Here is a 26,431-nt window from a genome sequence, read left to right as displayed (position 1 = left end):
CATGCTCAAGCCCCAGTCGACCGCGACGCGCGGCCTGATCAACCTCGACGGACTCTGGCGCTTCGCGCTGGACGCTGCAGACAACCCCCAGCCGTGGACGCGTCGTCTCCCCGGTCGTCTCGAAGCCGCCGTTCCGGCGAGCTACAACGACCTCTTCACCGACGCCGCGATCCGCGACCACATCGGGTGGGTCTGGTACCAGCGCGAGGTTGAGGTGCCCTTGGGCTGGGCGGGGGAGCGTATCGTCGTGCGCCTCGACTCCGCCACGCACGAGGGTCGCGTCTATGTCGGCGACGCCCTCGTCGCCGAGCACGTCGGCGGCTACACGCCGTTCGCCGCGGACATCACCGAGCACGTCACGCCCGGCGAGCGCTTCCGCCTCACGGTGGGTGTGTCCAACGTCCTCACAAACGAGACGATCCCGCCGGGCAAGGTCGCGGTCGGGATGTCGGGCAAGGAGTCCCTGACCTACCTCCACGACTTCTACAACTACGCAGGCCTGGCGCGATCGGTGTGGCTGTGCTCGGTGCCGGAGGTGAGCGTCGACGACGTCACCATCGTGACCCGCGTGGATGGCGGAACCGGACTTGTCGACTACTCGGTCGACCTCACCGGAGAAGGGGAGGTGTCGGTCGTCCTGCGTGACGAGGAGGGCGAGGTCGTGGCGAGTGCTGAGGGTGCGAGCGGCACCCTCACTGTGGACGCCGTCCACCTGTGGCAGCCGGGCGCGGCATACCTCTACGAGCTCGAGATCGAGGCGCTCGCGGATGGCGACACGCGGGACATCTACCGTCTGCCGGTCGGCGTCCGCACAGTTGAGGTCAAGGGTGCGGAGTTCCTTATCAACGGCGAGCCGTTCTACTTCACCGGGTTCGGTAAGCACGAGGACACCGCCGTGCGAGGCAAGGGCCACGACGATGCGTACCTGGTGCACGATTTCCAGCTCATGGAGTGGATCGGCGCGAACTCGTTCCGCACCTCTCACTACCCGTACGCGGAGGAGGTCTACGAGTTCGCGGACCGTCACGGCATCGTCGTGATCGACGAGACCGCAGCGGTCGGCCTCAACAACGAGGTCGCCGCCGGCCTGACTGGCCAGCAAGCTCCACCGACCTTCTCCGATGAGGCCTGCAACGACGCGTCCCAGGCGGCACTCGCGCAGCACGTCCGCGAGCTCATCGCACGCGACAAGAATCACCCGTCGGTGGTGATGTGGTGCCTCACGAATGAGACCGCGTCGAACGACCCCGCCTCGCGCGCATACTTCGAGCCGATCGTGGAGCTCGCACGAGAGCTCGACCCCACACGACCGCTCACCTACGCCGCGGTGATGTTCGCCAACCCCGACAATGACAATCTGGCCGACCTGTTCGACGTGATCTGCCTCAACCGCTACTACGGCTGGTACGTGACACCCGGCGACCTCGGTACTGCAGAGAACTTCCTCGAGCGTGAGCTGCGGATGTGGGCCGACAAGTACGGCAAGCCGCTGATGATGACGGAGTACGGCGCGGACACCATGTCAGGCATGCACTCGGTCTGGGACCAGCCCTGGACCGAGGAGTACCAGGACGACCTGCTCGCGACCTATCACCGTGTGTTCGACCGTATCCCCGAGTTCGTGGGCGAGCAGGTGTGGAACTTCGCCGACTTCCAGACTTCGATCGGCATCCACCGTGTCGATGGGAACAAGAAGGGTGTCTTCACGCGCGACCGAAGGCCGAAGAGCGTCGCACGGACCCTGCGGAAGCGCTGGTCCGAGATCGGGACGACGAAGCCTGCTGAGGGGTGATTGCCCACTTGTCGGTCTGCGTCGTGACGAACGCCTAGACGACGGCTGAAAGCTCGGCCCGCTGCGCAGAAGCGCTAGCCCTGTACTCCTCGGCGGCCGGTTCCAACGTGAACTCGATGCCGGCGCACCTTGGGGCTGACGAGGTGTTCCTCGCACGGCGTCAGCCGGCCGGGGCTCCAAGACGGCACGCGGGAGCGCGAAATCAGCCGGGAACGTGAGCCGGTGTCCCGGTTCAGGAATCGCGGGGACTAGGCCTGCCGTCCGAGCCAGGCCAGCGCGCCGTCCGCGGCCGTGGCTCCCATGCTGAACGAGGCCTGCAGCAGGTAGCCGCCCGTCGGCGCTTCCCAGTCGAGCATCTCACCCGCCACGAAGGTGCCGGGCATGCGGCGAAGCATGAGGTGCTCGTCCACCTCGGACCATGCGATCCCGCCTGCGGTGGAGATGGCGCGGTCGATCGGCATCGTGTCGGTGATCGCGACCGGCACGGCCTTGATGAGCTCCGCCATCTGCGCGGGATCGGCGGCCAGCGCCACCCCACGGGCCTCGCGGAGGAGGCCGATCGCCGCAGCGTCGAGACCCAGCGCGCGCCGCAGCCACGTCGACGTGGAGTCCTTGGGGCGCCGCCGCCCAAGTCGCTGCGCGAGCTGCGCCACGTCGATGTCGGGGCGCAGATCCACCAGGAGGTTGCAGTCGGCGCCGCCCATGGCGGCCGCCTCGAGTGCCGCGCGGATGTCTGCTCCGATCGCGTAGACGGGTCCGCCTTCGATCCCTGCGCGCGTGAGCATCGCGTCGCCGCGCTGAGGCGGTGCGTCGCTGCCGCGCACCGTGAGCGACACGTTCTTGAGCGGCGTCCCCGCGAACCGTTCGGCGAACACCTCCGACCAGTCGACGCGCATCCCGACGTTGGCGGCTCTGAGCGCCGTCACCTCGACTCCGCGCTCGCGGAATGGCTCCACCCACGCCCCGTCGGCGCCCAGATGCGGCCAGGAGGCACCGCCAAGCGCGAACAGGGTCACGTCGCTCGCGGCCGCACGAGTCTCTCCTGCGGAGTCCGTGATGAGCGGCCTGCCGTCGGGATCCCAGCCGGACCAGGTGGAGCGCCGCTCGATTCGCACGCCAAGCTCCTCCAGGTGCGCCAGCCAGGCTCGGAAGAGGGGAGTGGCGCGGAACGCCTCAGGGAACACCCGACCGCTGGAGCCCACGAAGGTCGGCTCACCGAGGTCGGCGCACCACGCGCGCAGGTCCTCAGGGCCGAACCGTTCGAGCATCGGAGCGATCCTCTGCGCGGAGGCGCCGTAGCGGGCGACGAAGGCTGCGAGGGCCTCTGAGTGGGTGATGTTCAGTCCGCCATGACCGGCGAGCAGGAACTTGCGTCCGGGCGAGGGCTTGCGTTCGTGGACGGTGACGGAGACTCCCGCTGAGGCGAGCGTCTGGGCCGCGAAGAGCCCGGCCGGTCCTCCTCCGATGACCGTCGCGGTGCTCATGGCCGTCGCCACGGGGCAGCGATCGCGCAGGTGAGCATGTGGCCAACGTAGTCCACGCGCGCGTGCCGGCCCGGCCCTCGTCTGCTCTCACGTGCGCCGGCGTGACGCTGTGGTGTTGCTCTCACACCCCCGTAGGGTGAGCACGAGGCGCGATCGTGGGTGTTTCGTCCACTCCCTTCCGGAGTGTTAGATTCGCGCCGAGCCGAGATCTGCTCGGCTGCCAGCTGGGGGGCGGGTGACGGCCGCCAGCCTGGACCGAGCGATCACGAGGGGCGGGCAGTGGCTCTAGGCGACTACTTCGACTCGGTGCTCGCTGCCGCTCGCACCGGGGCCGCGTGGGCGTGGGAGAGTCTCTACCGCGATCTCGCTGGGAACGTGGGCGGCTACCTCAGGAGCCGTGGCGCTCCCGACGTGGAGGACCTCGTCTCTGAGACCTTCCTGTCCGTGGCGAAGGACATCCACCGCTTCGAGGGCGACGAGAGCGACTTCCGCTCCTGGGTCTTCACCATCGCGCACCGGCGTATGCAGGATGCGTTCCGCAAGCGCGGGCGCGAGGTCCGCACGATGGACGGCGACACGGCGATGGAGGTCGCAGAGACGCATTGGCTCGGGGACACCGAGTCGGACGCGATGAACGCGATGTCCCTGATCGAGGTGGAGAGCCTGATCTCCCACCTGTCCGAGGCGCAGCGTGACGTCCTCATGCTGCGGGTTGTCGGTGACCTGTCCGTGGCCGAGGCGGCGCAGGCGCTCGGACGCTCCGAAGGGGCGGTCAAGGCGATCCAGAGCCGTGCGCTGAAGGTTCTTCGGAAAAAACTTGCGGACGGTGCGTCACCTTTCGATGGGCGCGAGCGATGACAGGAGTGCTATGACTTCACGCCGCATCTCCGACGCAGACGTCGAAGCCATGCTCGCCGGCCGCAGGCCGGCGGACCCAGAGTTGGGCGTCCTCTCCGACGCGGTCGACGGCATCCGTCGCACCTACGTCACGGAGATGGACGACGCGCACGTAGTCGGCCTTTCAGGTCGGCTCGCCGCCGTGGCCGCCGCCGCCCCCCTTGACGGCGGCCCGGTCGGCGCGTCGCGTCCCTCCTCTTCAGGCACGCGCCGTCGTGGCGCGATCGCCCTCGCTCTTGCGGGTCTTGGTGCAGTCGCCTTCGGTGGCGCCGCCATGGCCGACGAGGCTGCTCCCGGAGACTTCCTTTACGGGCTCGACCGCGCGCTCGAGGTGGTCGGGATCAACAACGGCGGAGCGCAGGAGCGCCTCGCCGAGGTGCAGGCCCTCCTCGCGGACGACGAGGTGGAGCAGGCGCTCGACACCTCCGTCGAGGCCGTCGAGGACATGGACGGGATGGACGACGACGAGGCGGAGGAGCTGACCGGGCTCCTGCACGCGGCCGAGTCGGTGCTCAACGAAGGCTCGGAGCAGTCGCTCGAGCGGCGTGAGCAGGTCGCCGCGATGCTGACGTTCATGACGCAGACGGAGCTCACGGGCCGTGAGTTCGGTCAGGCCGTGTCCCAGCACGCGCGGGGCATCGTCGAGCCCGAGGCCGCCGACGAGGACGCTGTCGCCGCTGAGGGCGGCAGCGGCTCGGAGCCGGCTGTCGAGGAGGACGTGACCGACGAGGCGCCCGGCAACTCCGGCAACGCGAACGGCGGCGCTGGCAACTCCAAGGAGGGTTCAGGCAGCTCCGGATCGAACGCGGGCGGCGCGAAGAGCGGCGACGACGCGGGAAGCTCGACCGATGAGGACGCCAAGCCTGGCCCGAACTCGAACTCCAACCCGAACGCGACCGCGGACACGCGCGGGAACTCGGGCGACAAGTCGAAGTCCACCAGCAAGGACTGAGCCCGTAGCAGGACCGCTGCCCGCAGAGCGCGTGGCCGCCGTCACCTCGTAGCTCAGCTCAGCAGCGCGCCCAGCTCCGCACCCCACGCGCGTGCCTTGGACAGCTCGCCCTCCTTCAGGAGGTCGGCCTGCTCGGGTCCGGCGTTGCGGAAGTCCACGCGGAAGCCCTTGGGCTGCGCGAGCAACGTGCAGCCTCGCGATGCCTCCGCACGGATGATCGCGGTCGCGGCCCCGCGGCCGAGCGGCCCGCGGACTCGAGTATCGAAGGCCGTCGCAGGGATCCTGAGCTCGGGCAGGCCGTCCAGCCAGTCCCTCATGAGCGGCTCGTCGGTGCGAGGCTCGGCATGATCGTCGTTGACCTTGTGGGCGGTGGCGGTCGCGATCGACTGCGTCGTGGGAAGGGTCATCCCGTGCACGGGTGCGCCGGCGATGAGCGCGCGCAGGCCGACGGCCTCGGCGGGGTCTGCGCTGGCGGTCGAGACGGCTTTCGCCTCGTCTCCGATGCCCTCGGCGATGGCATGGGCGACTGCGGCGGTGTTGCCCCACAGCGACTCGTAGACGACCCAGATAGCCATGCTTAAGCGTCGCGCGTCCGAGGGGTCCTTTCGTCGGTCCAAGGTCCTGGCAGGGCCGCGATCTCGCGGTGGTGCGGACCTCGGCGGCGTGGCGCCTACGCAGCCGACCCGAGCGTCGAGGAGCCTTCAGCGAGCGCAGTGTCGAGAGCAAGCATCTCGGCGGCGAATCGTGCCCTGAGCGTCGCCTTGGTGTCGTCGTCGCAGAATGCGCCGTCGATGCCTGCGAGGGCGATGCGTCGCGCGTCGTCCACACCGAGTCCCATCAGGGGAAGCGCCTCGGTGAACTCGCGCGCCACTGAGGTGCGGAAGAAGACCGCGTCGTCGGAGGAGAAGCTGACGGAGAGCCCCTCGTCGATCATCCGCCTGATCCGGTGCTGCGGGTCGATCGTCCAGCCGGAGCAGATGGTCGTGGACCAGGGGGTCGTGGCGAAGTGGATGTGGGAGTCGCGTGCGCGGGCCGTGAGCTCGGCGTCGTCCACGATCCTGTAGCCGTGGTCGATCCTGTCGACCTTGAGCACGTCCATGGCGACGCGGACGTTCGCAGGGCTGTCGACGGGCCTCTCGCCTACGTGAGCGGTGGCGCGGAGCCCGTGGGAGCGGGCGAGCGCGTAGGCGTCGGCGAAGCGTCCCGGGTCCTCGGTGAGCTCAGGCGTCAGGTCGTCCTGGCCGATGCCGACCACTTCCGGCAGCGGGTTGTCGAGCACGGTCTCCACGAGCTCGAAGGCGGAGGCCGCCGACTCCTGACGGTTGATCGCGACGACGATCCTGAAGCCGACCCCCAGATCGCTCTCGGCGGCACGCAGACCGTCGATGATCGGGTCCATGAGGTCGCGATAGCCGAGGCCCTTGGGGGCGAAGTACTGGGGGTTCACGTAGTACTCGCGGTAGCGGAGGGATCCCGCGGCGACGTCGGCTCGTACGCCGTCGTACGCGACCTGGGCCAGATCGTCGGCGCTCCTGAGCACGTCGGTCGCTGCGCGGAAGGCGACGAGGAAGTCCGCGAGATCGTCGTACGCGAACAGCGCCTCCGGGTCCGTCGTGGGGAGCGCCACGCCGTAGCGGTCGGCGAGCTGGATCAGTCTGGCGGCCGACATCGTCGAGACGAAGTGGCAGTGAAGCTCAGTCTTGGGGACGAGCCTGAGGTAGTCATCGATGCGCATCGGAGCTCCTTCCGCGGGGCATTGAACCGCATCGATGTTTCGGTGGTGAGTCGCGCGAGGCCGGTGTTTCGACACGTCGTGCTGAGTTGTGGTCGCGGTTGTCCCGGAACGCTCCTTTCCAATGTTGGTGATGTGGAATACCTCACACGGAGGAGCGATGCTTGCACTTACCGTCCGGGGTATCGTCAAAGGCATCGAGTGCCTCCATCGCGCTCGATCGCTGAGGGATCGATGGACAGGTTCGAGCGAGGTGCGTCCCGCGCGCCCGCGCCTGTGCTGGTCACGCTCTCTCGCGTCAACCGCTGAGGGGCTGATGGCCTCAGAACCAGGAGATCCACACAGGATGGCTACGCCGAACGAGGCCGTGCAGGCCGCGCTCAAGATCGACGGCGCGAAGGCGACCGCGATGGTCGACATCGAGACCGGGATGACGCTCGCAACCGCAGGGTCGGGCATCGACCTCGAGGTCGCGGGTGCTGGAAACACCGAGGTGCTGCGCGCCAAGCTGCGCGTCATGGACTCGACCGGCATCCAGGGGCCGATCGAGGACATCATGATCATCCTCAAGGATCAGTTCCACATCATCCATCCGCTCACCGCGGCGACCGGCCAGGGCCTGTTCCTGTACCTCGCGCTTGAGAAGGACAAGGCGAACCTGGCGATGGCGCGCCGCCAGCTCGAGAACATCGAGAAGGCAATCGAGATCTAGCATCCGTGCGGCGGGGCGGCTCTCAGGCTGCCCCGCCGTCGGCTTGCCTGGGGAGGGAAGCATGCCTGCAGAGGTCATCAAGGTGGTCGTCGGCGGACCGTTCGGTGCCGGCAAGACCACCTTCGTCCAGACTGTCACCGCCGACTCGGTGGGAGCCGAGCGTGAGGTCACGGACGCGACGTCGGCCCTCAAGCAGCGCACGACGGTCGCGATGGACCACGGCACCGCGCGCCTCGACGACGACACCGTCGTCACCCTCTTCGGAACCCCCGGCCAGGAGCGTTTCAGCTTCATGTGGCCGGTGCTGTCCACGGGCATGAGCGCGTATGTGCTGCTCGTCGACGCGAGCAGGCTCCAGGCCCTCGCTCAGCTCCGGTCGATCGTCCGCCAGTTCCAGGGCTTCGCGCCCGACGTGCCGTTCGTCGTGGCCGCGAACCGATGGGATCAGTCAGCGCAGTCGCCCGCCGAGGTGGCGGCCTTCGTCGGGATCGACGAAGCCGCGCTCGTGCAGTGCGATCCGCGAGACCCCGCCGACTGCGAGAGGGTGCTGCGCCACCTTCTCGGGAGCGTCGCGCTCGCGCGCTAGACGCACCCCGTCGCCCCCTCTCCTCACTCCGAAAGGACCTTCGTCGTCATGATCGTCGCCAAGCACGGCCTGCTCGCCGCGGCCCGCCTGCGCAAGCAGGTGGACGGGATCCGGCGGGTGGTGATCGCCCGCACTGACGGCATCGCGCTGTACGACGACGTGCCTCTCGAGCAGCGGGACGGCGCCGCTGCGCTCACGGCCGCGGTGCTGGGGCTCGCCGATACGTCGTCAGCGTCGCTGGACCTCGATGAGGTGCAGTTCACCTTCACGATGGGCGCGCAGGGCAGCCTGTTCGTGGTTCCCGTCGATCACCAGCATCTGCTGGCGATCGTCGCGGAGGCGGGAGTCGACACCGTAGCGCTCGCGAGTGCTGCTCAGTCGGAGATCGCAGTCCTCAGGCGCCTCGCGGGCCCAGCGATGGCGGTCTCGTGATCCCCCGCGAGGAGTGCGCCGAGGCTGCGGCACTGCTGCGCCAGGCGACGGGCGTCCGCAGGGTCGTCTTCTCGCTGCAGGACGGCATCGCGCACTACGACGACGCTGTTCTTGAGGAGCGCGCGGCGGGTGCCGCCTGCGTGGCGGCGCTGATGGGGGCTGCGGGGCTGTCAGCAGAGGTGTTCGATCTCGGATCGCCGCAGGGCGTGATCGTCTACGGCGAGGACGTGCAGCTGATCGTGCGTCCCGTGGGCACTCAGCTGCTGATGATCGTGGTCGTGGACCTGGAGTCGTCGGGTCACGACGTCTATCGGCAGGTGCGCACTGTTGCGCGCCGCATGGAGGAGCGGGCCGCGGAGCCAGGTCTCGTCTGAAGCGCGTCAGGTCTGGAGGCGTCAGGCCGCGGTGCGGCGCAGCACCTCGCTGAGCTGCTGCGCGGCCTCGACGACAGCGGTGGCGTGCATCGCGGCGGGGTGCGAGGTGAGGCGTTCCGCTGGTCCGGAGATCGAGACGGCGGCGATGACGGTCCCTGCGGTGCCCCACACGGGCGCGGAGACGGAGCTGACGCCCGGCTCGCGCTCTCCCGAGGATTCGGCGTAGCCGCGTTCGCGGACCACCGAGAGGTCGCTCGCGGTGTAGCGGGCGTGCGAGAGCGTCCTGTGGATGCGCGCGGCGTCCTCCCATGCGGTGAGGACCTGTGCCGCGGATCCGGCGGACATGGTCATGGTGGTGCCGACGGGGATGGAGTCGCGCAGTCCCATGGGGCGGTCGGCCGCGGCGATGCAGATGCGCTGGTCGCCGTGGGGTCGGTAGAGCTGCGAGGACTCGCCGGTGCGGTCGCGCAGGACGGTGAGGACGGGCTGAGCGGCGGAGACGAGGCGATCCTCGCCGACGGCGGCGGCGAGCTGTGCGAACCGGGGGCCGAGGATGAAGGCGCCGGAGGGGTCGCGCCCCACGAGGCGGTGGTGCTCGAGCGCGAGCAGGAGCCGGTGGGCGGTCGGCCGCGCGAGGTGAGTGTCCGCGACGATCTGTCCGAGGGTGGCGGGGCCCTCCTCCAGGGCGGCGAGCAGAGCCGCCGCCTTGTCAATCACGCCGACGCCGCTATGATTGTCCATAGAGCGATACTAGCGTCTCAAATTGTGAGATGTCTAGGCCTGATCCAGAGGAGGAACGCATGGGCACCACCCTTGCCGAGAAGCTGTGGAGCGACCACCTGGTGAAGAAGGGCGAGGGCGGCGCCCCCGACCTCATCTACATCGACCTTCACATGTGCCACGAGGTCACCAGCCCCCAGGCCTTCGAGGGCCTGCGCCTGGCCGGCCGTCAGGTCCGACGCCCGGACCTCACGATCGCGACCGAGGACCACAACACGCCCACGCTCGACATCGACCTGCCGATCGCGGACAAGACCAGCCGCACCCAGGTGGACAAGCTGCGCGAGAACGCCAAGGAGTTCGGCATCCGCATCCACTCGCTGGGTGACGCCGACCAGGGCATCGTGCACGTCGTCGGCCCCCAGCTGGGCCTCACCATGCCCGGCATGACGGTGGTCTGCGGTGACTCGCACACCTCCACGCACGGCGCCTTCGGTGCGCTCGCGTTCGGCATCGGCACCTCCGAGGTGGAGCACGTGCTCGCCACGCAGACGCTGCCGCTCAAGCCGTTCAAGACGATGGCGATCAACGTCAACGGCACGCTGCCCAAGGGCGCGACAGCCAAGGACATCATCCTCGCGATCATCGCCAAGATCGGCACCGGCGGCGGCCAGGGCTACGTGCTCGAGTACCGCGGCGAGGCCATCCGCAACCTCTCCATGGAGGGCCGGATGACGATCTGCAACATGTCGATCGAGGCGGGCGCCCGCGCCGGCATCATCGCTCCCGACGAGACGACCTTCGAGTACGTGAAGGGCCGCCCCCACGCTCCCGAGGGCGAGGACTGGGATGCCGCCGTCGAGTACTGGAAGACGCTCAAGACGGACGACGACGCGGTGTTCGACACCGAGGTGGACCTGAACGCTGACGAGCTCGAGCCGTTCATCACCTGGGGCACCAACCCCGGCCAGGGCCTGCCGCTCTCGGCCGACGTGCCGAGCCCCGAGGACTTCGCCGAGGAGTCCGACCGCGAGGCCGCGGTCAACGCCCTCGAGTACATGGGCCTCACGCCCGGCACACCGCTGCGCGACATCGAGATCGACACGGTGTTCCTCGGCTCGTGCACCAACGGCCGCATCGAGGACCTCCGCGCCGCCGCAGCGATCCTTCAGGGACGCAAGAAGGCGGACAACATCCGCCTGCTCGTGGTCCCCGGCTCCGCGCGCGTCCGCCTGCAGGCGGAGCGCGAGGGCCTCGACAAGGTCTTCCTCGACTTCGGCGGGGAGTGGCGCAACGCCGGCTGCTCGATGTGCCTGGGCATGAACCCTGACCAGCTCAAGCCGCAGGAGCGTTCCGCCTCCACCTCGAACCGCAACTTCGAGGGCCGCCAGGGCAAGGGCGGTCGCACCCACCTCGTGTCCCCGCTCGTCGCCGCCGCCACCGCGGTCCGCGGCACCCTGTCCAGCCCCGACGACCTCGAGGACGCCCCCGCGGCGCTCGCGTAAGGAGACCAGCCATGGAGAAGTTCACCACGCACACCGGCGTCGGCGTCCCGCTGCGTCGCTCCAACGTCGACACCGACCAGATCATCCCGGCGGTGTACCTCAAGCGCATCACGCGCACCGGCTTCGAGGACGCTCTCTTCGCCGCCTGGCGCGGCGACGAGTCGTTCATCCTCAACCAGCCCGAGTACAAGGCCGGTTCCGTGCTGGTCGCGGGCCCGGACTTCGGCACCGGCTCGTCGCGTGAGCACGCGGTGTGGGCGCTCAAGGACTACGGCTTCAAGGTGGTCCTCGCCTCGCGCTTCGCCGACATCTTCCGCGGCAACTCGGGCAAGCAGGGCCTCGTCACGGGCATCGTCAGCCAGGAGAACATCGAGCTCCTGTGGAAGCTGCTCGAAGCCGAGCCGGGCAAGGAGATCACCGTCTCCCTCGAGGACCGCACCGTGACGTGCGGCGAGCTCACCGTGCCGTTCGAGATCGACGACTACGTGCGCTGGCGCCTCATGGAGGGCCTGGACGACATCGGCCTGACCCTCCGCGATGAGGCAGCGATCACGGAGTTCGAGGGCACGCGTGACGCCTGGCGTCCGAAGACGCTGCCCGCGAAGACCCTCCCCAAGGAGGAGATCGTCGCGGCACGCCCGGTCGACTGATCGTCTGAGCAGAGGTGCGGGCGCGAGGGCGTGGATCGGAGACGGTCCGCGCCCTCGCGCTTCGTCCTTGCCCGGGCCTCTGCGTGGCATCGGGGTGTGCGGAACCCGGCTCGATAAGATGCACCTGTGAATCCTGCACCCGAGGTCAAGCGTCGGCGCCGCGGCGCCGTGCTCGAGGACGCGATCCTTGACGCCGCCTGGGAGGTGCTCTCCGAGGGTGGATACCCCGCCTTCACCCTCGACGCCGTGGCACGGCGCGCGCACACCAGCCGCACTGTGCTGGCCCGACGTTGGGACAGCCGTGCCACCCTGCTTGCAGCGACCGTCGCACATCAGGCGCAGCGCGAGGCAGGCGAGCCCATGGACACCGGGACGCTCCGCAACGACGTCCTCGTGCTCCTCGGTGAGGCCTCCCTGAACCTGGACCGCTTCGTCGCGCTGCTCTACGCCTCGGCCTCCGGCGACGGCATCACCCACGTGACCCCGCCCGCGCGCCTGCGCGAGCTCTTCCTGTCCGAGTCGGCGGCCCGCATGGAGGACGCCTGGTTCCGTGCCGTCGACAGGGGAGAGGCCCCCGATGGGCCGATCGATCCTTGGCTGCTCGCCCTTCCCCTCGACCTCTTCAGCGCCGAGGTGCTGATGACCCGGCAGGCGCCGGGCGCGCTTCGGCTCGCCTGGATCGTCGACGAGGTCTTCATGCCTCTCGTGCGCGCCAGGATGGAGTAGCCGCCATGTCCTCCCCGCAGTCAGTCGCGTCCCCGATCAGCACGGGGACCCAAGCGGCGCGTCTGGCGGCGGCCGCGCTCGTCTCCTCGGCGGCGGTGCTGCTCTTCGCCGTCCACGTGCGTCCGCTCGGCTACGTGCCCCTGGTGCTCGGCGTCGTGCTCGGGCTCCTCGTCGACCGCGCGCTCGGTCGTGACCTCGCGCTGATCGCCGCAGGTCAGGCGATCATCTCCGTCATCTCCCTCAAGGCCGACCTGTCGAACGCCGGCATGACGAGGTTCGCGGTCGTGCAGTCGCTCGCGGTGCTCGTGCCGTGGGCGGTCTCCAAGTGGCTCTACCGGGACGATGCGGTGCACTTCCCTGTGCGCACGGGACGACGCTGGACCCCCGCCATGTGGGCGTACCTCGCCGCCGTCGTCGTCATCGGCTACCTGCTGCTTCCCTGGTACTTCCTCAGCTCCGGCGTCTACCTCAACTGGCCGCCGCTCGAGGGCGGCTCGGACATCGCCCGTCTGTTCGTCGGGGTCAACGCCGTCGGACTCTGGGACGAGCTGTTCTTCATCTGCGTCGTCTTCGGACTGCTGACGCGGCACTTCTCAGTGCCCGTCGCGAACGTCCTGCAGGCGATCGTGTTCGTGTCCTTCCTGTGGGAGCTCGGCTATCGCGAGTGGGGGCCGGCGCTCACCATCCCGTTCGCGCTCGTCCAGGGCTGGCTGTTCTCGCGGGTCCGGTCGCTCGGCTACGTCGTCACCGTGCACCTGCTGTTCGACGCCGTCGTGTTCGCCGTGCTCGTCCACGGGCACCACCCCGAGCTGTTCGACATCTTCGTGACCGCACCATGACAGCGTCCTCCATCCCGCCCGCCACCGCCGACCTCGCCGGCGCGCTCGCGGCACAGCTCATCGAGGACCTGGGAAGCACGCCCGGCACGAGGACCGTCGGGATCGCCGGCGGTCCCGGCTCCGGGAAGTCGACGCTTGCGTCTGCACTCGTGGGTGCGCTCCGCACCAGGCGTCGCGATCTCGCGCCCGCACTGGTTCCGATGGACGGCTTCCACCTGCGCCAGGCGGAGCTCGTCCGACGAGGCCTCGCCGACAGGAAAGGGGCTCCCGAGACGTTCGACCCTGCGGGGCTGGCCGGGGTGCTCGACGCGCTGCGCGCCCCACGCCGCGGCCCGGTGGCCGTGCCCGACTACGACCGCGCCCTCCACGAGCCCGTGCCCGGACGCATCAGCGTGCCGTCGGAGACCCGCATCGTCGTGGTCGAAGGCAACTGGCTGTGCCTCGACTCGTCACCGTGGCTCAAGGTGCGGGAGCGTCTCGACTCGGTGTGGTTCCTCGACGTGCCGTGGGACGTATGCCGCGAGCGGTTGGTGCGCCGACGCGTCGCCACAGGGCGCGAGCCCGGGGCGGCGCGCGCCTGGGTCGACGCGGTCGATGCGGAGAACTACTGGCTCGCCCACGACTCTTCCCGCCTCGCGGACCGGATCCTCACGCCCGGGAACGACAGGGCCTGACAGCGTCGTCCTGGATCAGCGCTCGTGCGGCAGCGGCGTGTCAAGCCAGGCGCGCGTGCCGAACGATCCGAGCGACGCTCCCGCCACGGTGGCCGCCCACGCGATGTCGTCGTAGATCCGCTCGTCCTCGAGCCCCAGCTCGGCGATCCTGTGCGTGAAGGCGCCGTGGAAGAAGTCGCCCGCGCCCAGCGTGTCGGCGACGTCCACCGCAGGGACCTCGACCTCGCCGGCCGACACCGGGGTGCGGTAGAGCACCGAGGACCCGCCCCTCGTGATGACGGTCCGCTCCACTCCGAAGGACTCGAGTGACGCCATCACCGCCTCCGCTTCGCCCTCCGTGCCCGGAGGAGCGAAGTCGTCGGACACCACGGCGACGTCCACGTGGGCCAGCACCTCGGGCGAGTACGGCTTCCACGACCCCGCGTCGAGCACGACCGGGATGCCGGACGCGCGTGCCGCCTCCGCCAGGGGGATCGCGAGGTGGCGGTGATATCCGTCGATCAGCAGCGCGTCGGCACCGTGGAGGATCACGCCGACGTCCAGGTCGGAAGGCGTCTGGCGAGCGGCCATCGCGCCGCCGGTCGGAGAGACCACCGCACGGTCGCCGGTGGAACGCGTGACCATGATCGCCGCCGTCGCAGGAGGCCCGTCGCCCGAGTCGTCCGCGATGAGCACGTCCACCCCGCACGCCTGCAGATCTCCCGTGACCTGCGCGGTGAGCGGATGCACGGGGAGAGCGGTCACGAGCGTCGTGGCCGACCCGCACCGAGACGCGGCGACGGCGGCGTTCGCCGCAGGGCCACCCGCGGCGATCACGAAGTCGAGCGCCCCAACCTTCTCGTTGGGCAACGGCAGGCGCTCCACGAGCTGGACGATGTCGAGCGTCGTCAGCCCTGTGGTCAGCACTCGCGGCGGCCTGGTCACGTCGCCCACTGTAGGACTGCGAGCGGTCGCTCCGCCATGGCGAACCACCTGGCAGACGTTCGCCCACAGCATCACTGATCCCCAAGAAGGCGGGCGAGCGGCCAACCATGCGGCACCATAGGACCATGACCGATTCCATCCGCGTCACCGGCGGACGGCCGCTCGAGGGCGAGATCACCGTCCGCGGCGCCAAGAACTTCGTCTCCAAGGCCATGGTCGCCGCACTGCTCGGCACCAGCACCTCCACCCTCAGGAACGTCCCTGACATCCGCGACGTCAAGGTCGTCTCCTCGCTGCTCCGCCTGCACGGCGTCGACGTCGACTACGACGTGGACGCGGGCGTCCTCACCATGGACACGTCCCAGCTGCAGCCCGCGGACGCCATGCAGATCGCCACCCACGCGGGCTCGTCCCGGATCCCGATCCTGCTGTGCGGTCCGCTGCTCCACCGCCTCGGCGAGGCGGTGATCCCGGACCTCGGCGGCTGCCGCATCGGGGACCGCCCCATCGACTTCCACCTGGAGATCCTCCGCAAGTTCGGCGCCGTGGTCACCGAGGCCGGCGACGGGCTCCACCTCAGCGCGCCCAACGGGCTCAAGGGCATCCACCACGAGCTGTCCTACCCGTCGGTCGGCGCCACCGAGCAGCTGCTCCTCACCGCTGTCATGGCCGAGGGCATCACCACGCTGCACAACATGGCCGTGGAGCCCGAGATCAAGGACCTGATCGACACGCTCCAGAAGATGGGCGCGATCATCTCGGTGGACACCGACCGCTCGGTCACGATCGAGGGCGTGCCGGAGATGTTCGGCTACGACCACGTGGCGCTCGGCGACCGCATCGAGGTCGGCTCGTGGGCCTGCGCGGCGCTCGCCACCGGGGGCGACATCATGGTCCGCGGCGCCCAGCAGCGTCACATGGGCATGTTCCTCAACGTGTTCCGCAAGGTCGGCGGCGAGTTCACCGTCACACCAGAGGGAATCCGCTTCCGCCACCCCGGCGGCGACCTCAAGCCCATCGCCATCCAGACCGACGTGCACCCCGGCTTCATGACCGACTGGCAGCAGCCGCTCGTCGTCGCCCTCACCCAGGCCACCGGCCTCAGCATCGTCCACGAGACGGTCTACGAGAACCGCTTCGGCTTCACCGACGCGCTCGAGAAGATGGGCGCGCAGGTCCAGCTCTACCGCGAGTGCCTGGGCGACAAGAAGTGCCGGTTCGGCCAGCGCAACTTCACCCACTCGGCCGTGATCTCCGGGCCCACGCCCCTCAAGGCTGCCGAGATCGAGGTCCCCGACCTGCGCGGCGGCTTCTCTCACCTCATCGCGGCGCTCGCCGCCGAGGGCACCTCCACCGTGCACGGTATCGGGATCATCGACCGCGGCTACGAGAGCTTCCGCGACAAGCTTGCCGCGCTCGGCGCGAGCGTGGAGTGACGTGGCCACCCCAGAGACCCGCGGCTACAAGGCCGCCGCGATCTTCCTGCGCTCCATCTTCGGGCCCGTCACCCGCAAGGACTGGCACGGCGCGGAGAACCTGCCCAAGGACTCCGGCTTCATCGCCGTCTCCAACCATGCGAGCTACGCCGACCCGATCACGCTTGCGCACTACCTGTACCTGAACGGCCATCCGCCCAGGTTCCTCGCGAAGTCATCGCTGTTCGAGGCGCCGGTGCTGGGGAAGATGCTCTACGGCGTCGACCAGATCCCCGTGTACCGAGGCACCACCAAGGCCAAGGACGCGGTGGACAAGGGGATCGAGGTGCTTCGCCGCGGCGACTGCATCGCGATGTTCCCTGAGGGCACGCTCACACGCGACCCCGAGCTCTGGCCCATGGTCGCGCGCACCGGTGCCGCCCGCATGGCGCTCGACGCAGGGGTGCCGATCGTGCCCGTCGCACAGTGGGGTGCGCACAAGCTGCTCGCGCCGTACGGCAAGGTCCCCAAGCCGATCCCGCCCAAGAAGATCACCGTGGTCGCGGGGCCGCCGCTCGACTTCAGCGACCTCAAGGAGGGCGCCAGGGACGCGGAGACCCTCCGCATCGCGACGAACAGGATCATCGACACGCTCACACACATGCTCGAGGACATCCGCGGGGAGAAGGCGCCCGAGGGCCGCTGGGACATGCGTCGAGGAGAGCGGGTCATCGGGGGAGGGTCATGACGCGCGCCGCCGTGCTCGGTGCAGGCGCATGGGGCACCACCTTCGCCGCAGTCCTCGCCGACGCCGGCACCGACGTCACGCTCTGGGGGCGTGACGCCACCGCGATCGCTCAGGTGCGCGATGAGAGGCGGAACGACCGCGCACTCTCAGGACTCGAGCTGCCCGATGGCCTTCACGCGACGACCGATGCCGCCGAGGCGCTCGCGGATGCCGACATCGTCGCTGTCGCGCTGCCCGCGCAGCACGTGCGGGGGATCGTCGCGGAGATGACCCCGCTGGTGCCCTCCGGCGCCGTGGTCGCCTCGCTCATGAAGGGCATCGAGCTGGGCACGCATGAGCGCATGTCGCAGGTGCTCGGCGAGGCGTGGGGAGTCGGCGACGAGCGGATGACGGTCGTCTCGGGCCCCAACCTGGCCAAGGAGATCGCCTCCAAGCAGCCGACCGCGACCGTGATCGCCGGCGTGAATCCTGCGGCGACCGAGTTCGTCGCCGCGTCCACCGCATCGGCCTACTTCCGCCCGTACACGAACTCGGACGTGGTCGGGGTCGAGCTCTCCGGCGCCTACAAGAACGTGATCGCGGTCTCCGTCGGCATCGCCGACGGGATGGGCTTCGGCCACAACACCACTGCCACCGTCATCACCCGCGGACTCGCGGAGATCACTCGCCTGGGGCTCTCGCTCGGTGCGCTCCCCGAGACGTTCTCGGGCCTCGCGGGCATGGGCGACCTCATCGCCACCTGCGCCTCGCCGCTGTCACGCAACCACACGCTCGGGTCCGCTATCGGTCGTGGAGCGAGCCTCGACGAGGCCATCGCCTCGACCGGGGGCACCGCCGAGGGCGTCAAGACCTCGCTGTCGATCCAGGAGCTCGCGCGTGACCAGGGCGTCGACGTGCCGATCTGCGATGCCGTCGTGGCGATGATCCACGAGGGCGCGCCCAAGGAGGGCGTCCTTCAGGCGCTCGTGTCGCGTCCGCGCAAGGCAGAGGGGCAGTAGGGTCGAGCGTGACCACGATCGAAGGGACGCGATGACGAAGCCGACCGTGGCCGTGCTGTTCGGCGGCCGCTCGTCCGAGCACGGCGTATCGTGCGTGACTGCAGGGGGAGTGCTCGGAGCGATCGACCGCGACCGCTACGACGTCCTCGCCATCGGCATCACGCGCGAGGGGCGCTGGACTCTCGCGTCCACCGACCCGTCCGACTGGGGCATCGCAGACGGCTCCATGCCTGCTGTCGCCGACGAGGGCCCCACGGTCCTCCCGCCGCGTCAGCGCGGTGACTCGGAATGGCGGCTCGAGGCCGACGGCACCGTGTCCTCGCTCGGCACGGTCGACGCTGTCTTCCCCCTGCTCCACGGCCCGTACGGCGAGGACGGCACCATCCAGGGCGCGCTCGAGCTGGTCGACGTGCGCTACGTCGGCTCCGGGGTGCTCGCCTCGGCGGTCGGCATGGACAAGCAGTTCATGAAGGCCGCGTTCGTCGATGCGGGCCTGCCAGTGGCTCCCGGCATCGTCCTGCGGCCGGGCGAGCCCGTCGCCGCGCGGATGCCCGAGCTCGAGCCGCTGGGGCTTCCTGTGTTCGTCAAGCCGGCCCGTGCGGGCTCCTCGATGGGCATCTCCAAGGTCTCGTCGTGGGACCAGCTCGAGGCCGCCGTCGCCGACGCGGTGAAGCACGACCCCAAGGTGCTCGTCGAGGCCGGGATCGTGGGACGCGAGATCGAGACCGCCGTGCTCGCCACCGCCGACGGCGTGCGCACCTCGCCGCAGGGTGAGATCGTCACCGGCGGAGACCATGCGTTCTACGACTTCGAGGCGAAGTATCTGGACGAGGCGCATGTGCAGCTCCTGTGCCCCACGGCGCTCGATGAGGAGGTCGCCGCGCGAGTCGCCGACTACGCCCGCCGTGCGTTCGCCGCGGTCGGAGCCGAGGGCTTGGCGCGAGTCGACTGCTTCGTGGGCGAGGACGGCACCGTGATCGTCAACGAGATCAACACGATGCCGGGCTTCACGCCCACGAGCATGTATCCGCGCATGTGGGCGGCCGCCGGGGTCGCGTACCCCGAGCTCGTGGAGGCGCTGATCCGGGAAGCGCTCACCAGGCCGCTCGGGCTGCGCTGACCCACGCTGCTGCGGCACACGTCGCGCCCCCGCGCTGCCGCGCACCTGGGGCGATAGTGTCGAGGGTGAAGTCATCGACGACACCGAAGGAGCCCTCATGCCCACGATCGCCATCATCGGCGCAGGTCCGAACCTCGGCGCCGCCGTCGCGCGTCGATTCGGTCGCGAGGGCTTCTCGGTCGCGCTGATCTCCAGGGACCAGGAGAAGCTGGACGGCATCGCCATGGAGCTGCGCAGCCAGGGCATCGCCGCGCGCGGCTACGCCGCAGACGTGCTTCAGCCGGCCCAGCTGACGGGCGCGCTCGCGGCAGCCGCGGCAGAGCTCGGGCCGGTCGAGGTCCTGCAGTACAGCCCGTTGCCGTTCCGCACGTTCCTCAAGCCCGTGCTCGATCTGACGCCGGAGCTCGCCGAGCAGGCCTTCAGCTTCTCGGCCCTGGGCCTCATCCATGCGGCCCGCACCGTGCTTCCGTCCATGCGTGCGGAGGGGCGCGGCACGATCCTGCTGATCAACGGCGGCACGTCCGTGCAGTCGCGCGCCGACTTCGCCGGCACCTCGGTCGCGTTCCCCGCGGAGAGCGCCTACGGCGAGATGCTGCACGAAGCGCTCGCGTCGGAAGGGATCGGCGTCCATCAGCTCGTGATCCCTGGAGCCATCCCCAAGCTGCGATACACGATCGACGAGGTGGCGGAGAGGATCTGGCAGATCCACGCCTCTCGTGGAGCGTTCAGGACGATGCTCGTCCCCCTCGACGAGGGCCGCGAGTAGCTCTCACCCCGCGACTGAGGCCCGCGCGCGAGCCGGAGTCTGCGTCAGAGGCACTCGAGCCCGTTGGCCGGCGCCAGGGACGCGGGGCCGGACAGCTGCGCGAGGAGGTCGCCGATCGCCTCGTCCGCACGGATCTTCGGCACCGTGACCTCGAGCGCAGGCGAGCGGCCGAACGCCGTGGCAACCCACGCGTCGTCCGTCTCGGTGAGGATCCAGTCCTGGCTGCCCGCCGTCGATTCGACCGCGAGGCATTCGTCCGTGGTGGGTCCGGGAGGCTCGACGCCGCAGCGGGCCACGATCACCGCCTCATCCCCACCCCACGCGGCGGTCGCCTGTGACGTGGTGGTGCGCTTCTCGAGCCCTCCGAGCTCGTCGGGCGCCGCGAGCATGACGCGCGCGCAGTCCGGGTCGCCGGCATAGGGGGCCGGATCCACGGCGTACGGCGAGGCGCACCCGGCGAGCGCCGGGGCGATCAGGGCTGCGAGTCCCAGCAGCAGCGGCGTACGAGGCATGAGGCCAGCCTAGGCGTCGATAGGCTGGTGGTCTGACGAGGAGGAACATGCCGCACACCGAGAAGCTGCTGGCGCCGCCGGCGTGGGTCGAGCCGTTCAGCGAGTGGTACCGCCATTGGGCCGTCGCCGTCGTCCTGGGCATCTCCGCGCTTGTCGCGTTCGGCTTCGTGCTGCAGGGCCAGCCGCTGCTGATCGCCCTGGTCGCGATCGTGCTGCTTCCCGGCACCGTCCTCAACGCCTGGCTCGGATACCAGGGGCGACGTCTCGCCAAGGCCGATCTTTCTGTGCTGGAAGGCCGAGTGGTCGACGACCGCCTCGAGCTGGGTGGTCTCGTCTCGCCGATGGCGCGTCAGAAGTGGGCGTCCTTCGGTCCCGGTGTGCTGACACTCGCCGAGGTGGGGCACACGAAGCAGGGCGCAGTGCTGTACTCGTTGACTCAGGGCGACGCCGAGGTGCGCTTCCTGCATGACTCGGACGTCGACGCCCAGCGCCTCGACGGACTGATGTCGTTCTCGCGCAGCCACGGCGTGCACGTTGTCGTCGAGGGCTGACCTGCTGCGGGGCCTCCCGCATCGTCGTGCCTTCTCGCTGGCCTGGCCGGCGATCGTCGCGAGCATCACGGTGCCGCTCGTCGGCCTGGTGGACACCGCGATGCTCGGTCACTTCTCCGATGCGACTCATCTGGGGGCCGTCGCGATCGGTGGCACCGTGGTCAGCGCTGTCGGTTGGCTGCTGAACTTCCTGAGGTCGGGCACCACGTCTCTTGTGGGGCGCGCGCTCGGCGGGGGGCGGACGTCTGAGGCCGCCGTGCATCTGCAGCGGTCGGTGCTGCTCGCGCTGGCGCTGGGCGGCGCGATCGTCGTCGTCCAGTGGGTGGTGGTGCCGCTCCTGATGGGCGTGCTGGCACCGGCGGGGGAGGTGCGGGAGTTCGCGTCGTCGTATGTGCTGATTCGCCTGCTCGCGGCCCCGGCGACGCTGCTGACGCTCGTGGCGAACGGATGGTTCGTCGGGTCGGGGGACACGCGGCGCCCGCTGGCGATCGTCGCGACCGTGAACGTCCTCAACATCGTCCTGGATGTGACCTTCGTGGCCGGGTTCGGCTGGGGGTCGCAGGGGGCGGCCATCGCGTCGGCGATCGCCGAGTGGGTGGGTGTGCTGGTGGCGGCCGCGCTGTGGTGGCGCTTCGCTCCGGACCCTGTGCGTGCGGCGGTCAGGCGCTGGAAAGGCAAGGGCCTGCGCTCGGGCTGGGGGCGCGTGCTGAGCCTCAATGGTTGGTTGTTCGGCCGCACGGCGATCCTCTATGTGGTCCTGACGTTCGTCACCGCGTACGCCGGGCGGATCGGTGAGGACGTCCTCGCGGCCACGTCGGTCCTCATGCAGTTCATGCTCCTCGCCTCGTATGCGCAGGACGGGTACGCGCATGCCGCGGAGGCGATGGCGGCACGCGAGATCGGCAGGCGTGACCTGCGGGAGTTCCATCGCGCCAACCTCGCGGCCGCGTTGCCTGCGGTGTCGATCGGCGCGGTGTTCACGCTGCTGTACCTGGTGGCCCGGGATCCGCTGATCGCGATCATGACCGATCTGCCGGATGTCGCGGCGGCGGCGAGCGAGTACTTCCCGTGGGTGATCGCGCTGCCGCTGTTCAGCTCGCTCGCGTACCTCTTCGACGGCGTCTTCCTCGGGTCGGGGCACACGCGGGCGATGATGGTGACGATGCTGCTGTGCGCGGTGGCGGTGTTCTTCCCTGTGCTTGCGGCGGGGGTGCTGTGGGTGGGGGATGACCGCGGCCACGACCTCTGGCGCGCGTTCCTGCTCTTCAATGTGGCGCGCGGCGTGTTCCTGGGGATCGCCTACTGGCGGACGACGGTGCGTGGTGGGTGGCTCGAGCATGAGGAGCCTGTCGCGGCCTAGCGAGTGTCGGCTCGATGTCAAGGATTCTTGACACGGTGTCGGGTCTGCTTTACCTTTGCGATGTCAACAATCTTTGACATTGGGAGTGAGCATGACCTTCGAGCACAAGCAGACGAGCATCGGCCTCGCCCTCGGCCTGCTCTCCTTCGCCGCGTACTGGGTGGTCGTGCTGATCCGCGCGGGCACCGACGGGCTGCCCTTCACCGAGGTCGCGTGGCAAGGACCGCTGCTCGTCGCGGTGATCGCAGGAGGCGTCGCCTACGCCGCGACCTTCGGGGTGCTGCGGTGGCGCGCCCGCGGCGAGGTCGTCACCGACGCGCGAGACCGTGAGATCGCCATGCACGCCGAGCTCGCGGGAGCGGGGCCTACCGGGCTCGCGGTGCTGGCCACCATGATCCTGCTCGCGCTGGACGCCGACACCTTCTGGGCGGCACATGTGCTGTTCGTCGGGACCTTCCTCGGCACCGTCATCACCGCGAGCGTGGCGCTCGCGGCCTACCGCGAGGGCCTCTGATGGGTCGCTCGACGCGGGTCACGAACCACATCAAGGCCATGCGCTTCCAGGCGGGCGAGATGACCCAGGCGGAGCTCGCTGCGCGCATCGGGGTGACGCGCCAGACCGTCATCGCGATCGAGCAGGGACGATACTCGCCCTCGCTCGAGATGGCGTTCCAGATCGCGCGGGTCTTCGGCGTGCCGCTCGATTCCGTGTTCAACTACACCGAGGATGCCGATGCCGCGGGGGCGTCGGCCCGCCATCAGGGGGAATGACATGAGCGCCACCACGATGAAGGCAGTCCGCTACGACCGCTACGGCGGCCCCGAGATCATGAGCCTTGCCGACCTTCCCCTCCCCGAGCCGGGCGAGGGGCAGGTGCGGCTGCGCAACCGCGCGGCATCGCTCAACCCGTACGACTGGCACCTCTACCGCGCTGACCCGGCGCTGGTGCGGACCTTCGCAGGCTGGCGGTCGCCGGGTGAGAAGGTGCTGGGCGCCGACGTCGCGGGCGTGGTCGACGCGGTGGGCCCGGGCGTCACGGAGCTCTCCGTCGGCGACGCCGTCTACGGCGAGATCGGGTTCGGCGCCTGTGCGGAGTACACCCTTGCGAGGCCTAGGAACCTGGCGCTCAAGCCTCACACCCTGAGCTTCACCGAGGCCGCGGCGGTGCCCATGGGCGCGCTCACGTCACTGCAGGGGCTCGAGGCGGCGGGGGTGCCGCAGGGCGGCCGGGTGCTCGTCATCGGCGCCTCTGGCGGCGTGGGCCACATGGGGCTCCAGCTGGCACGCGTTCTCGGCGCCTCGCGGGTGGTCGCGGTGTGCTCGGGTCGGAACGCCGGCTGGGTCTCCGAGCTGGGCGCCGACCGCGTCATCGACTACACCCGGGAGAGCGTCGAGGACTGCGGCGAGCAGTTCGATGTGATCCTCGACCTGGTGTCCACGTCCACGCTGCGCACGCTCGCACCACTGCTCGACCCCGACGGCGCCTATCTACCGCTCGGAGGCCTCGGAGGGGGACGGCTGCTCGGGCCGCTCGGCGGGATGCTCAGGGCGCAGGTCACCGCGCCGTTCGTGAGGCGACGTCTGGTGCGGCTCACCGCGAAGGCGCTCGGGTCCGACCTGGCACGTATCGCCGCATGGATCGACGAGGGCAAGGTGCGGCCGCACCTCGACTCCGTCTTCCCTCTGGAGGCGCATCGTGATGCCCTTGAGCTTCTCGAGAGCACCCACGCCGCAGGCAAGGTGGTCATCGAGATCGCCTGAGCGCCCGTCGTCCGCGCGCGTCCAGGGCCGCGCGACGACGCCCCTAGGCTTGACGCCATGACGACCATCGGCGAGATCGGCGAGGACGCGCTCATCGCGCTCTTCGCCCCCAGGCTTCCCGAGACCGACGCCGAGATCCTCGGCCCCGGAGACGACGCCGCCGTCGTGGCGGTCGACGGCCACCTTGTCGTGTCCTCTGACGTCCTCGTGGAGGGCAGGCACTTCCGTCGGGAGTGGTCCACGGGGGCCGATGTCGGGTGGCGTGCCGCCATGCAGAACCTCGCCGACATCGATGCGATGGGTGCCGTCCCCACATCGCTGCAGATCACCCTGTGCGCGCCGTCCGACCTGGACGTGGACTGGGTGCTCGACTTCGCCGACGGCCTGCGCGAGGCCTGCGAGCCCCACGGTGTGGGCGTCGTCGGGGGAGACCTGTCAGGGGCCGACCAGATCGTCGTCTCGGTGACGGTGCTCGGCGAGACTCACGGCACCGAGGTCGTCACCAGGGCCGACGCGCATCCAGGCATGGTCGTCGCCGTGTCGGCGCCGCTCGGCGCGGCCGCTGCGGGCTTCGCGCTTCTCGACGCTGGCGTGGACGCCGTGCCCGAGGCGAGCCAGCTGTTCAAGCGCCCGCGCCCGATCGTCGGCGCCGGCCTCGAGGCAGCCCTGCGCGGTGCGGCCGCGATGATGGACATCTCCGACGGCCTGCTGCGCGACGCGGGACGGATCGCCCGGGCGTCCGAGGTGGGGATCGCCCTCGACTCGGCGGCGGTGCCCGTGCACCCGGCCGCGACCTCTGCCGCCGCCGCGCTCGGCGTCGACGCGCTGCGGTTCGCGCTCACCGGGGGAGAGGACCACGCGCTGCTCGCCGTCTTCCCGTCCGTATCGTCGGTCCCGCCCGGTTGGGAGGTCATCGGCGAGGCGACCGACGCCTTCGCCGGGGTCCGCGTCGACGGCCAGGTGCCCGACGCGGTGGGCTGGGACCACTTCAGCCGGTAGGCGGCGCTGCCGGGCTCTGGCCAGGGGTGACCCGTGCAGGGCATCGACGTCAACCGAGGCTTGGCACCAGCAGAGTGCGTACCGCGCGCCCCTCCGCGAGCTCCTGGAGTGCGGCGGCGCCCTCGGACAGTGGCCGTCGCGCCGTGATGAGCACGTCAAGCTCGAGCTCGCCGGCCATGTACTCGTCGACGAGCGCAGGGATGTCGCGATGCGCTCGAACAGAGCCGTAGTTCGACCCGAGGATCCGCTGGTCCGCCTCCGCGAGGCTCAGCGGGTCGAAGCGCGCCTGCGAGCCCACGGGAGGAAGCCCCACGATCACTGCAGCGCCGCCGAGCGCGAGCATCGCGATCGCGTCCTCGGTGGTGGAGACCCGACCGATCGCGTCGAACACATAGTCGGCACCCTCCGGCAGGACCTCCTTGAGGGCCGCGACGGCGTCGATGCCGGTGCTGTTGATGGTGTCGGTCGCGCCGAGCCGGCGTGCGAGCGAGAGCTTGTCGTCAGCGAGGTCGATCGCGACGATCCTGGCCGCGCCCGCCAGCCTGGCTCCCTGCACCACGTTCTGACCGACGCCGCCGCACCCGATGACGGCGACCGTCGATCCCTCCTCGACGTCCGCGGTGTTCCTCACGGCGCCGACGCCGGTGGCGACGGCGCACCCCACGATCGCGATCGTGTCCAGAGGTGCGTCCTTTCGCACCTTGATCGCGCCGGTCTCCGGCACGACGACCTCGTCAGCGAACGAGGAGACGCCCAGGTAGTGGTGGACGGGCTGGCCATCGCGGCTCAGCCGGCTGGTGCCATCGAACAGCACTCCCTGTGCGGCGACCGTGTTGGCGGCGGCGAGGCAGCTCGACTCGCGCCCGCGGCGGCAGCTGGTGCACTCGCCGCACGACGGCACCCACGACAGGACCACGTGGTCGCCGACCTCCAGCGAGGTGACGCCTTCCCCGACAGCGGAGACGACACCGGAGCCCTCGTGCCCCATGACGAGCGGCATCGGCACCTCCCACTCGCCGCGCTGCACGTGGAGGTCGGAGTGGCACACCCCCGCCGCCGCGACCGTCACGCGAACCTCGCCCGCGCGGGGCGCTTCAAGCGTCACCTCCTCGAGCAGCGGGCCAGTGGTGGTGCCGTCGAACGTGATCGCCTTCACAGTGCTTCCTTTGATCGTGGGAGTGGAGTGTGGGAGTGCCGAGGA

At 69.8% G+C, this 26,431-nt stretch carries 30 protein-coding genes; 23 read left to right on the top strand and 7 right to left on the bottom strand.

The features are described 5' to 3' along the window. Position 1: 1 nt before the first annotated feature. Positions 2-1,792 carry a beta-glucuronidase gene (gene uidA, locus QQX04_RS14375; protein ID WP_301130390.1) on the top strand — a complete coding sequence of 597 codons (1,791 nt, stop codon included), beginning with the start codon at positions 2-4 and terminating at the stop codon, positions 1,790-1,792. 248 nt (positions 1,793-2,040) lie between these two features. Here the strand turns inward: uidA and QQX04_RS14370 are convergent, their stop codons facing one another. Next, positions 2,041-3,276, bottom strand: coding sequence for a BaiN/RdsA family NAD(P)/FAD-dependent oxidoreductase (locus QQX04_RS14370; RefSeq protein ID WP_301130388.1), 1,236 nt, complete (start codon positions 3,274-3,276; stop codon positions 2,041-2,043). Between the two features lie 279 nt (positions 3,277-3,555). Between QQX04_RS14370 and QQX04_RS14365 the strand changes: the two genes are divergently transcribed. Both QQX04_RS14365 and QQX04_RS14360 read left to right on the top strand, forming a co-directional pair. Then, complete coding sequence (locus tag QQX04_RS14365) at positions 3,556-4,134, top strand: RNA polymerase sigma factor (protein WP_301130386.1); 579 nt, start codon at positions 3,556-3,558, stop codon at positions 4,132-4,134. A gap of 10 nt (positions 4,135-4,144) precedes the next feature. Next, positions 4,145-5,125, top strand: coding sequence for a hypothetical protein (locus QQX04_RS14360; protein ID WP_301130384.1), 981 nt, complete (start codon positions 4,145-4,147; stop codon positions 5,123-5,125). Between the two features lie 53 nt (positions 5,126-5,178). Here the strand turns inward: QQX04_RS14360 and QQX04_RS14355 are convergent, their stop codons facing one another. Continuing rightward, positions 5,179-5,700 carry a hypothetical protein gene (locus QQX04_RS14355; protein WP_301130382.1) on the bottom strand — a complete coding sequence of 174 codons (522 nt, stop codon included), beginning with the start codon at positions 5,698-5,700 and terminating at the stop codon, positions 5,179-5,181. Between the two features lie 95 nt (positions 5,701-5,795). Further along, positions 5,796-6,860, bottom strand: a complete 1,065-nt coding sequence (gene add / locus QQX04_RS14350; protein ID WP_301130380.1) for an adenosine deaminase — start codon at positions 6,858-6,860, stop codon at positions 5,796-5,798. Between the two features lie 343 nt (positions 6,861-7,203). On the opposite strand from add, the gene QQX04_RS14345 reads away from it, so the two are divergent. The 4 genes from QQX04_RS14345 (at position 7,204) to QQX04_RS14330 (ending at position 8,961) form a co-directional block, all read left to right on the top strand. Next, entirely contained in the window at positions 7,204-7,569 is a 366-nt protein-coding gene (locus tag QQX04_RS14345) for a hypothetical protein (protein WP_301130378.1), read from the top strand. 61 nt (positions 7,570-7,630) lie between these two features. After that, a complete protein-coding gene (locus tag QQX04_RS14340) occupies positions 7,631-8,155 on the top strand; it encodes a GTP-binding protein (RefSeq protein ID WP_301130377.1) in 525 nt (174 codons plus the stop codon). A gap of 48 nt (positions 8,156-8,203) precedes the next feature. Further along, positions 8,204-8,587 carry a roadblock/LC7 domain-containing protein gene (locus QQX04_RS14335; RefSeq protein ID WP_301130375.1) on the top strand — a complete coding sequence of 128 codons (384 nt, stop codon included), beginning with the start codon at positions 8,204-8,206 and terminating at the stop codon, positions 8,585-8,587. Continuing rightward, positions 8,584-8,961 (top strand): hypothetical protein, encoded by a 378-nt coding sequence (locus tag QQX04_RS14330; RefSeq protein WP_301130373.1) that lies wholly within the window; start codon positions 8,584-8,586, stop codon positions 8,959-8,961. Before QQX04_RS14335 ends, QQX04_RS14330 begins: the two co-directional genes overlap by 4 nt. Positions 8,962-8,982: 21 nt before the next feature. Here QQX04_RS14330 and QQX04_RS14325 read toward each other — a convergent pair whose 3' ends face one another. Beyond that, positions 8,983-9,702 (bottom strand): IclR family transcriptional regulator, encoded by a 720-nt coding sequence (locus QQX04_RS14325; protein WP_301130371.1) that lies wholly within the window; start codon positions 9,700-9,702, stop codon positions 8,983-8,985. A 59-nt stretch (positions 9,703-9,761) separates the two neighbouring features. Here QQX04_RS14325 and leuC point away from each other — a divergent pair, with 59 nt between their 5' ends. From leuC to QQX04_RS14300, 5 genes are all read left to right on the top strand, one after another. Then, positions 9,762-11,186 (top strand): 3-isopropylmalate dehydratase large subunit, encoded by a 1,425-nt coding sequence (leuC, locus tag QQX04_RS14320; protein ID WP_301130370.1) that lies wholly within the window; start codon positions 9,762-9,764, stop codon positions 11,184-11,186. Positions 11,187-11,197: 11 nt separating this feature from the next. Then, complete coding sequence (gene leuD / locus QQX04_RS14315; RefSeq protein ID WP_301130368.1) at positions 11,198-11,836, top strand: 3-isopropylmalate dehydratase small subunit; 639 nt, start codon at positions 11,198-11,200, stop codon at positions 11,834-11,836. 126 nt (positions 11,837-11,962) lie between these two features. Next, positions 11,963-12,562 carry a TetR/AcrR family transcriptional regulator gene (locus QQX04_RS14310; RefSeq protein WP_301130366.1) on the top strand — a complete coding sequence of 200 codons (600 nt, stop codon included), beginning with the start codon at positions 11,963-11,965 and terminating at the stop codon, positions 12,560-12,562. A 5-nt stretch (positions 12,563-12,567) separates the two neighbouring features. Continuing rightward, the gene (locus tag QQX04_RS14305; RefSeq protein WP_301130364.1) at positions 12,568-13,401 is read left to right on the top strand and encodes a CPBP family intramembrane glutamic endopeptidase; all 834 of its coding nucleotides are present in this window, start codon (positions 12,568-12,570) and stop codon (positions 13,399-13,401) included. Next, positions 13,398-14,075: a nucleoside/nucleotide kinase family protein gene (locus QQX04_RS14300; protein ID WP_301130362.1), complete on the top strand. Its 678-nt coding sequence runs from the start codon at positions 13,398-13,400 to the stop codon at positions 14,073-14,075. Before QQX04_RS14305 ends, QQX04_RS14300 begins: the two co-directional genes overlap by 4 nt. Positions 14,076-14,090: 15 nt before the next feature. Here the strand turns inward: QQX04_RS14300 and QQX04_RS14295 are convergent, their stop codons facing one another. After that, positions 14,091-14,999 (bottom strand): PfkB family carbohydrate kinase, encoded by a 909-nt coding sequence (locus QQX04_RS14295; RefSeq protein ID WP_301130360.1) that lies wholly within the window; start codon positions 14,997-14,999, stop codon positions 14,091-14,093. Positions 15,000-15,124: 125 nt separating this feature from the next. Here QQX04_RS14295 and murA point away from each other — a divergent pair, with 125 nt between their 5' ends. From murA to QQX04_RS14270, 5 genes are all read left to right on the top strand, one after another. Continuing rightward, positions 15,125-16,435 carry a UDP-N-acetylglucosamine 1-carboxyvinyltransferase gene (gene murA, locus QQX04_RS14290; protein ID WP_301130359.1) on the top strand — a complete coding sequence of 437 codons (1,311 nt, stop codon included), beginning with the start codon at positions 15,125-15,127 and terminating at the stop codon, positions 16,433-16,435. Position 16,436: 1 nt separating this feature from the next. Further along, positions 16,437-17,162, top strand: a complete 726-nt coding sequence (locus tag QQX04_RS14285; protein WP_301130357.1) for a lysophospholipid acyltransferase family protein — start codon at positions 16,437-16,439, stop codon at positions 17,160-17,162. Further along, entirely contained in the window at positions 17,159-18,160 is a 1,002-nt protein-coding gene (locus QQX04_RS14280) for an NAD(P)H-dependent glycerol-3-phosphate dehydrogenase (protein ID WP_301130355.1), read from the top strand. The genes QQX04_RS14285 and QQX04_RS14280 overlap by 4 nt, the downstream gene beginning before the upstream one ends. A 31-nt stretch (positions 18,161-18,191) precedes the next feature. Beyond that, positions 18,192-19,280 (top strand): D-alanine--D-alanine ligase family protein, encoded by a 1,089-nt coding sequence (locus tag QQX04_RS14275; RefSeq protein ID WP_301130353.1) that lies wholly within the window; start codon positions 18,192-18,194, stop codon positions 19,278-19,280. Between the two features lie 97 nt (positions 19,281-19,377). Continuing rightward, a complete protein-coding gene (locus tag QQX04_RS14270; RefSeq protein WP_301130351.1) occupies positions 19,378-20,046 on the top strand; it encodes an SDR family NAD(P)-dependent oxidoreductase in 669 nt (222 codons plus the stop codon). A 44-nt stretch (positions 20,047-20,090) separates the two neighbouring features. Here QQX04_RS14270 and QQX04_RS14265 read toward each other — a convergent pair whose 3' ends face one another. Further along, positions 20,091-20,558, bottom strand: a complete 468-nt coding sequence (locus QQX04_RS14265) for a DUF3515 family protein (protein ID WP_301130349.1) — start codon at positions 20,556-20,558, stop codon at positions 20,091-20,093. A 47-nt stretch (positions 20,559-20,605) separates the two neighbouring features. Between QQX04_RS14265 and QQX04_RS14260 the strand changes: the two genes are divergently transcribed. The 6 genes from QQX04_RS14260 (at position 20,606) to QQX04_RS14235 (ending at position 25,230) form a co-directional block, all read left to right on the top strand. Further along, complete coding sequence (locus tag QQX04_RS14260) at positions 20,606-21,109, top strand: hypothetical protein (RefSeq protein WP_301130348.1); 504 nt, start codon at positions 20,606-20,608, stop codon at positions 21,107-21,109. Beyond that, on the top strand, positions 21,093-22,469 hold the full coding sequence (locus QQX04_RS14255; protein ID WP_301130346.1) for an MATE family efflux transporter: 1,377 nt from the start codon (positions 21,093-21,095) through the stop codon (positions 22,467-22,469). The genes QQX04_RS14260 and QQX04_RS14255 overlap by 17 nt, the downstream gene beginning before the upstream one ends. 91 nt (positions 22,470-22,560) lie before the next feature. Continuing rightward, complete coding sequence (locus tag QQX04_RS14250; RefSeq protein ID WP_301130344.1) at positions 22,561-22,983, top strand: hypothetical protein; 423 nt, start codon at positions 22,561-22,563, stop codon at positions 22,981-22,983. Next, on the top strand, positions 22,983-23,240 hold the full coding sequence (locus QQX04_RS14245) for a helix-turn-helix transcriptional regulator (RefSeq protein ID WP_301130342.1): 258 nt from the start codon (positions 22,983-22,985) through the stop codon (positions 23,238-23,240). Before QQX04_RS14250 ends, QQX04_RS14245 begins: the two co-directional genes overlap by 1 nt. A 1-nt stretch (position 23,241) precedes the next feature. After that, positions 23,242-24,231, top strand: coding sequence for an NAD(P)-dependent alcohol dehydrogenase (locus tag QQX04_RS14240; protein ID WP_301130340.1), 990 nt, complete (start codon positions 23,242-23,244; stop codon positions 24,229-24,231). A 57-nt stretch (positions 24,232-24,288) separates the two neighbouring features. Further along, positions 24,289-25,230, top strand: coding sequence for a thiamine-phosphate kinase (locus QQX04_RS14235; protein ID WP_301130338.1), 942 nt, complete (start codon positions 24,289-24,291; stop codon positions 25,228-25,230). A gap of 49 nt (positions 25,231-25,279) precedes the next feature. On the opposite strand, the gene QQX04_RS14230 is transcribed toward QQX04_RS14235, so the two are convergent. Then, positions 25,280-26,386 (bottom strand): zinc-binding dehydrogenase, encoded by a 1,107-nt coding sequence (locus QQX04_RS14230; RefSeq protein ID WP_301130337.1) that lies wholly within the window; start codon positions 26,384-26,386, stop codon positions 25,280-25,282. Positions 26,387-26,431: the final 45 nt, after the last annotated feature.

Source organism: Demequina zhanjiangensis (assembly GCF_030418315.1).
GTDB classification, from domain to species: domain Bacteria; phylum Actinomycetota; class Actinomycetes; order Actinomycetales; family Demequinaceae; genus Demequina; species Demequina zhanjiangensis.
The sequence above is the reverse complement of the archived record's forward strand: the minus strand, read 5'-3'. Positions and strand labels throughout refer to the sequence as shown.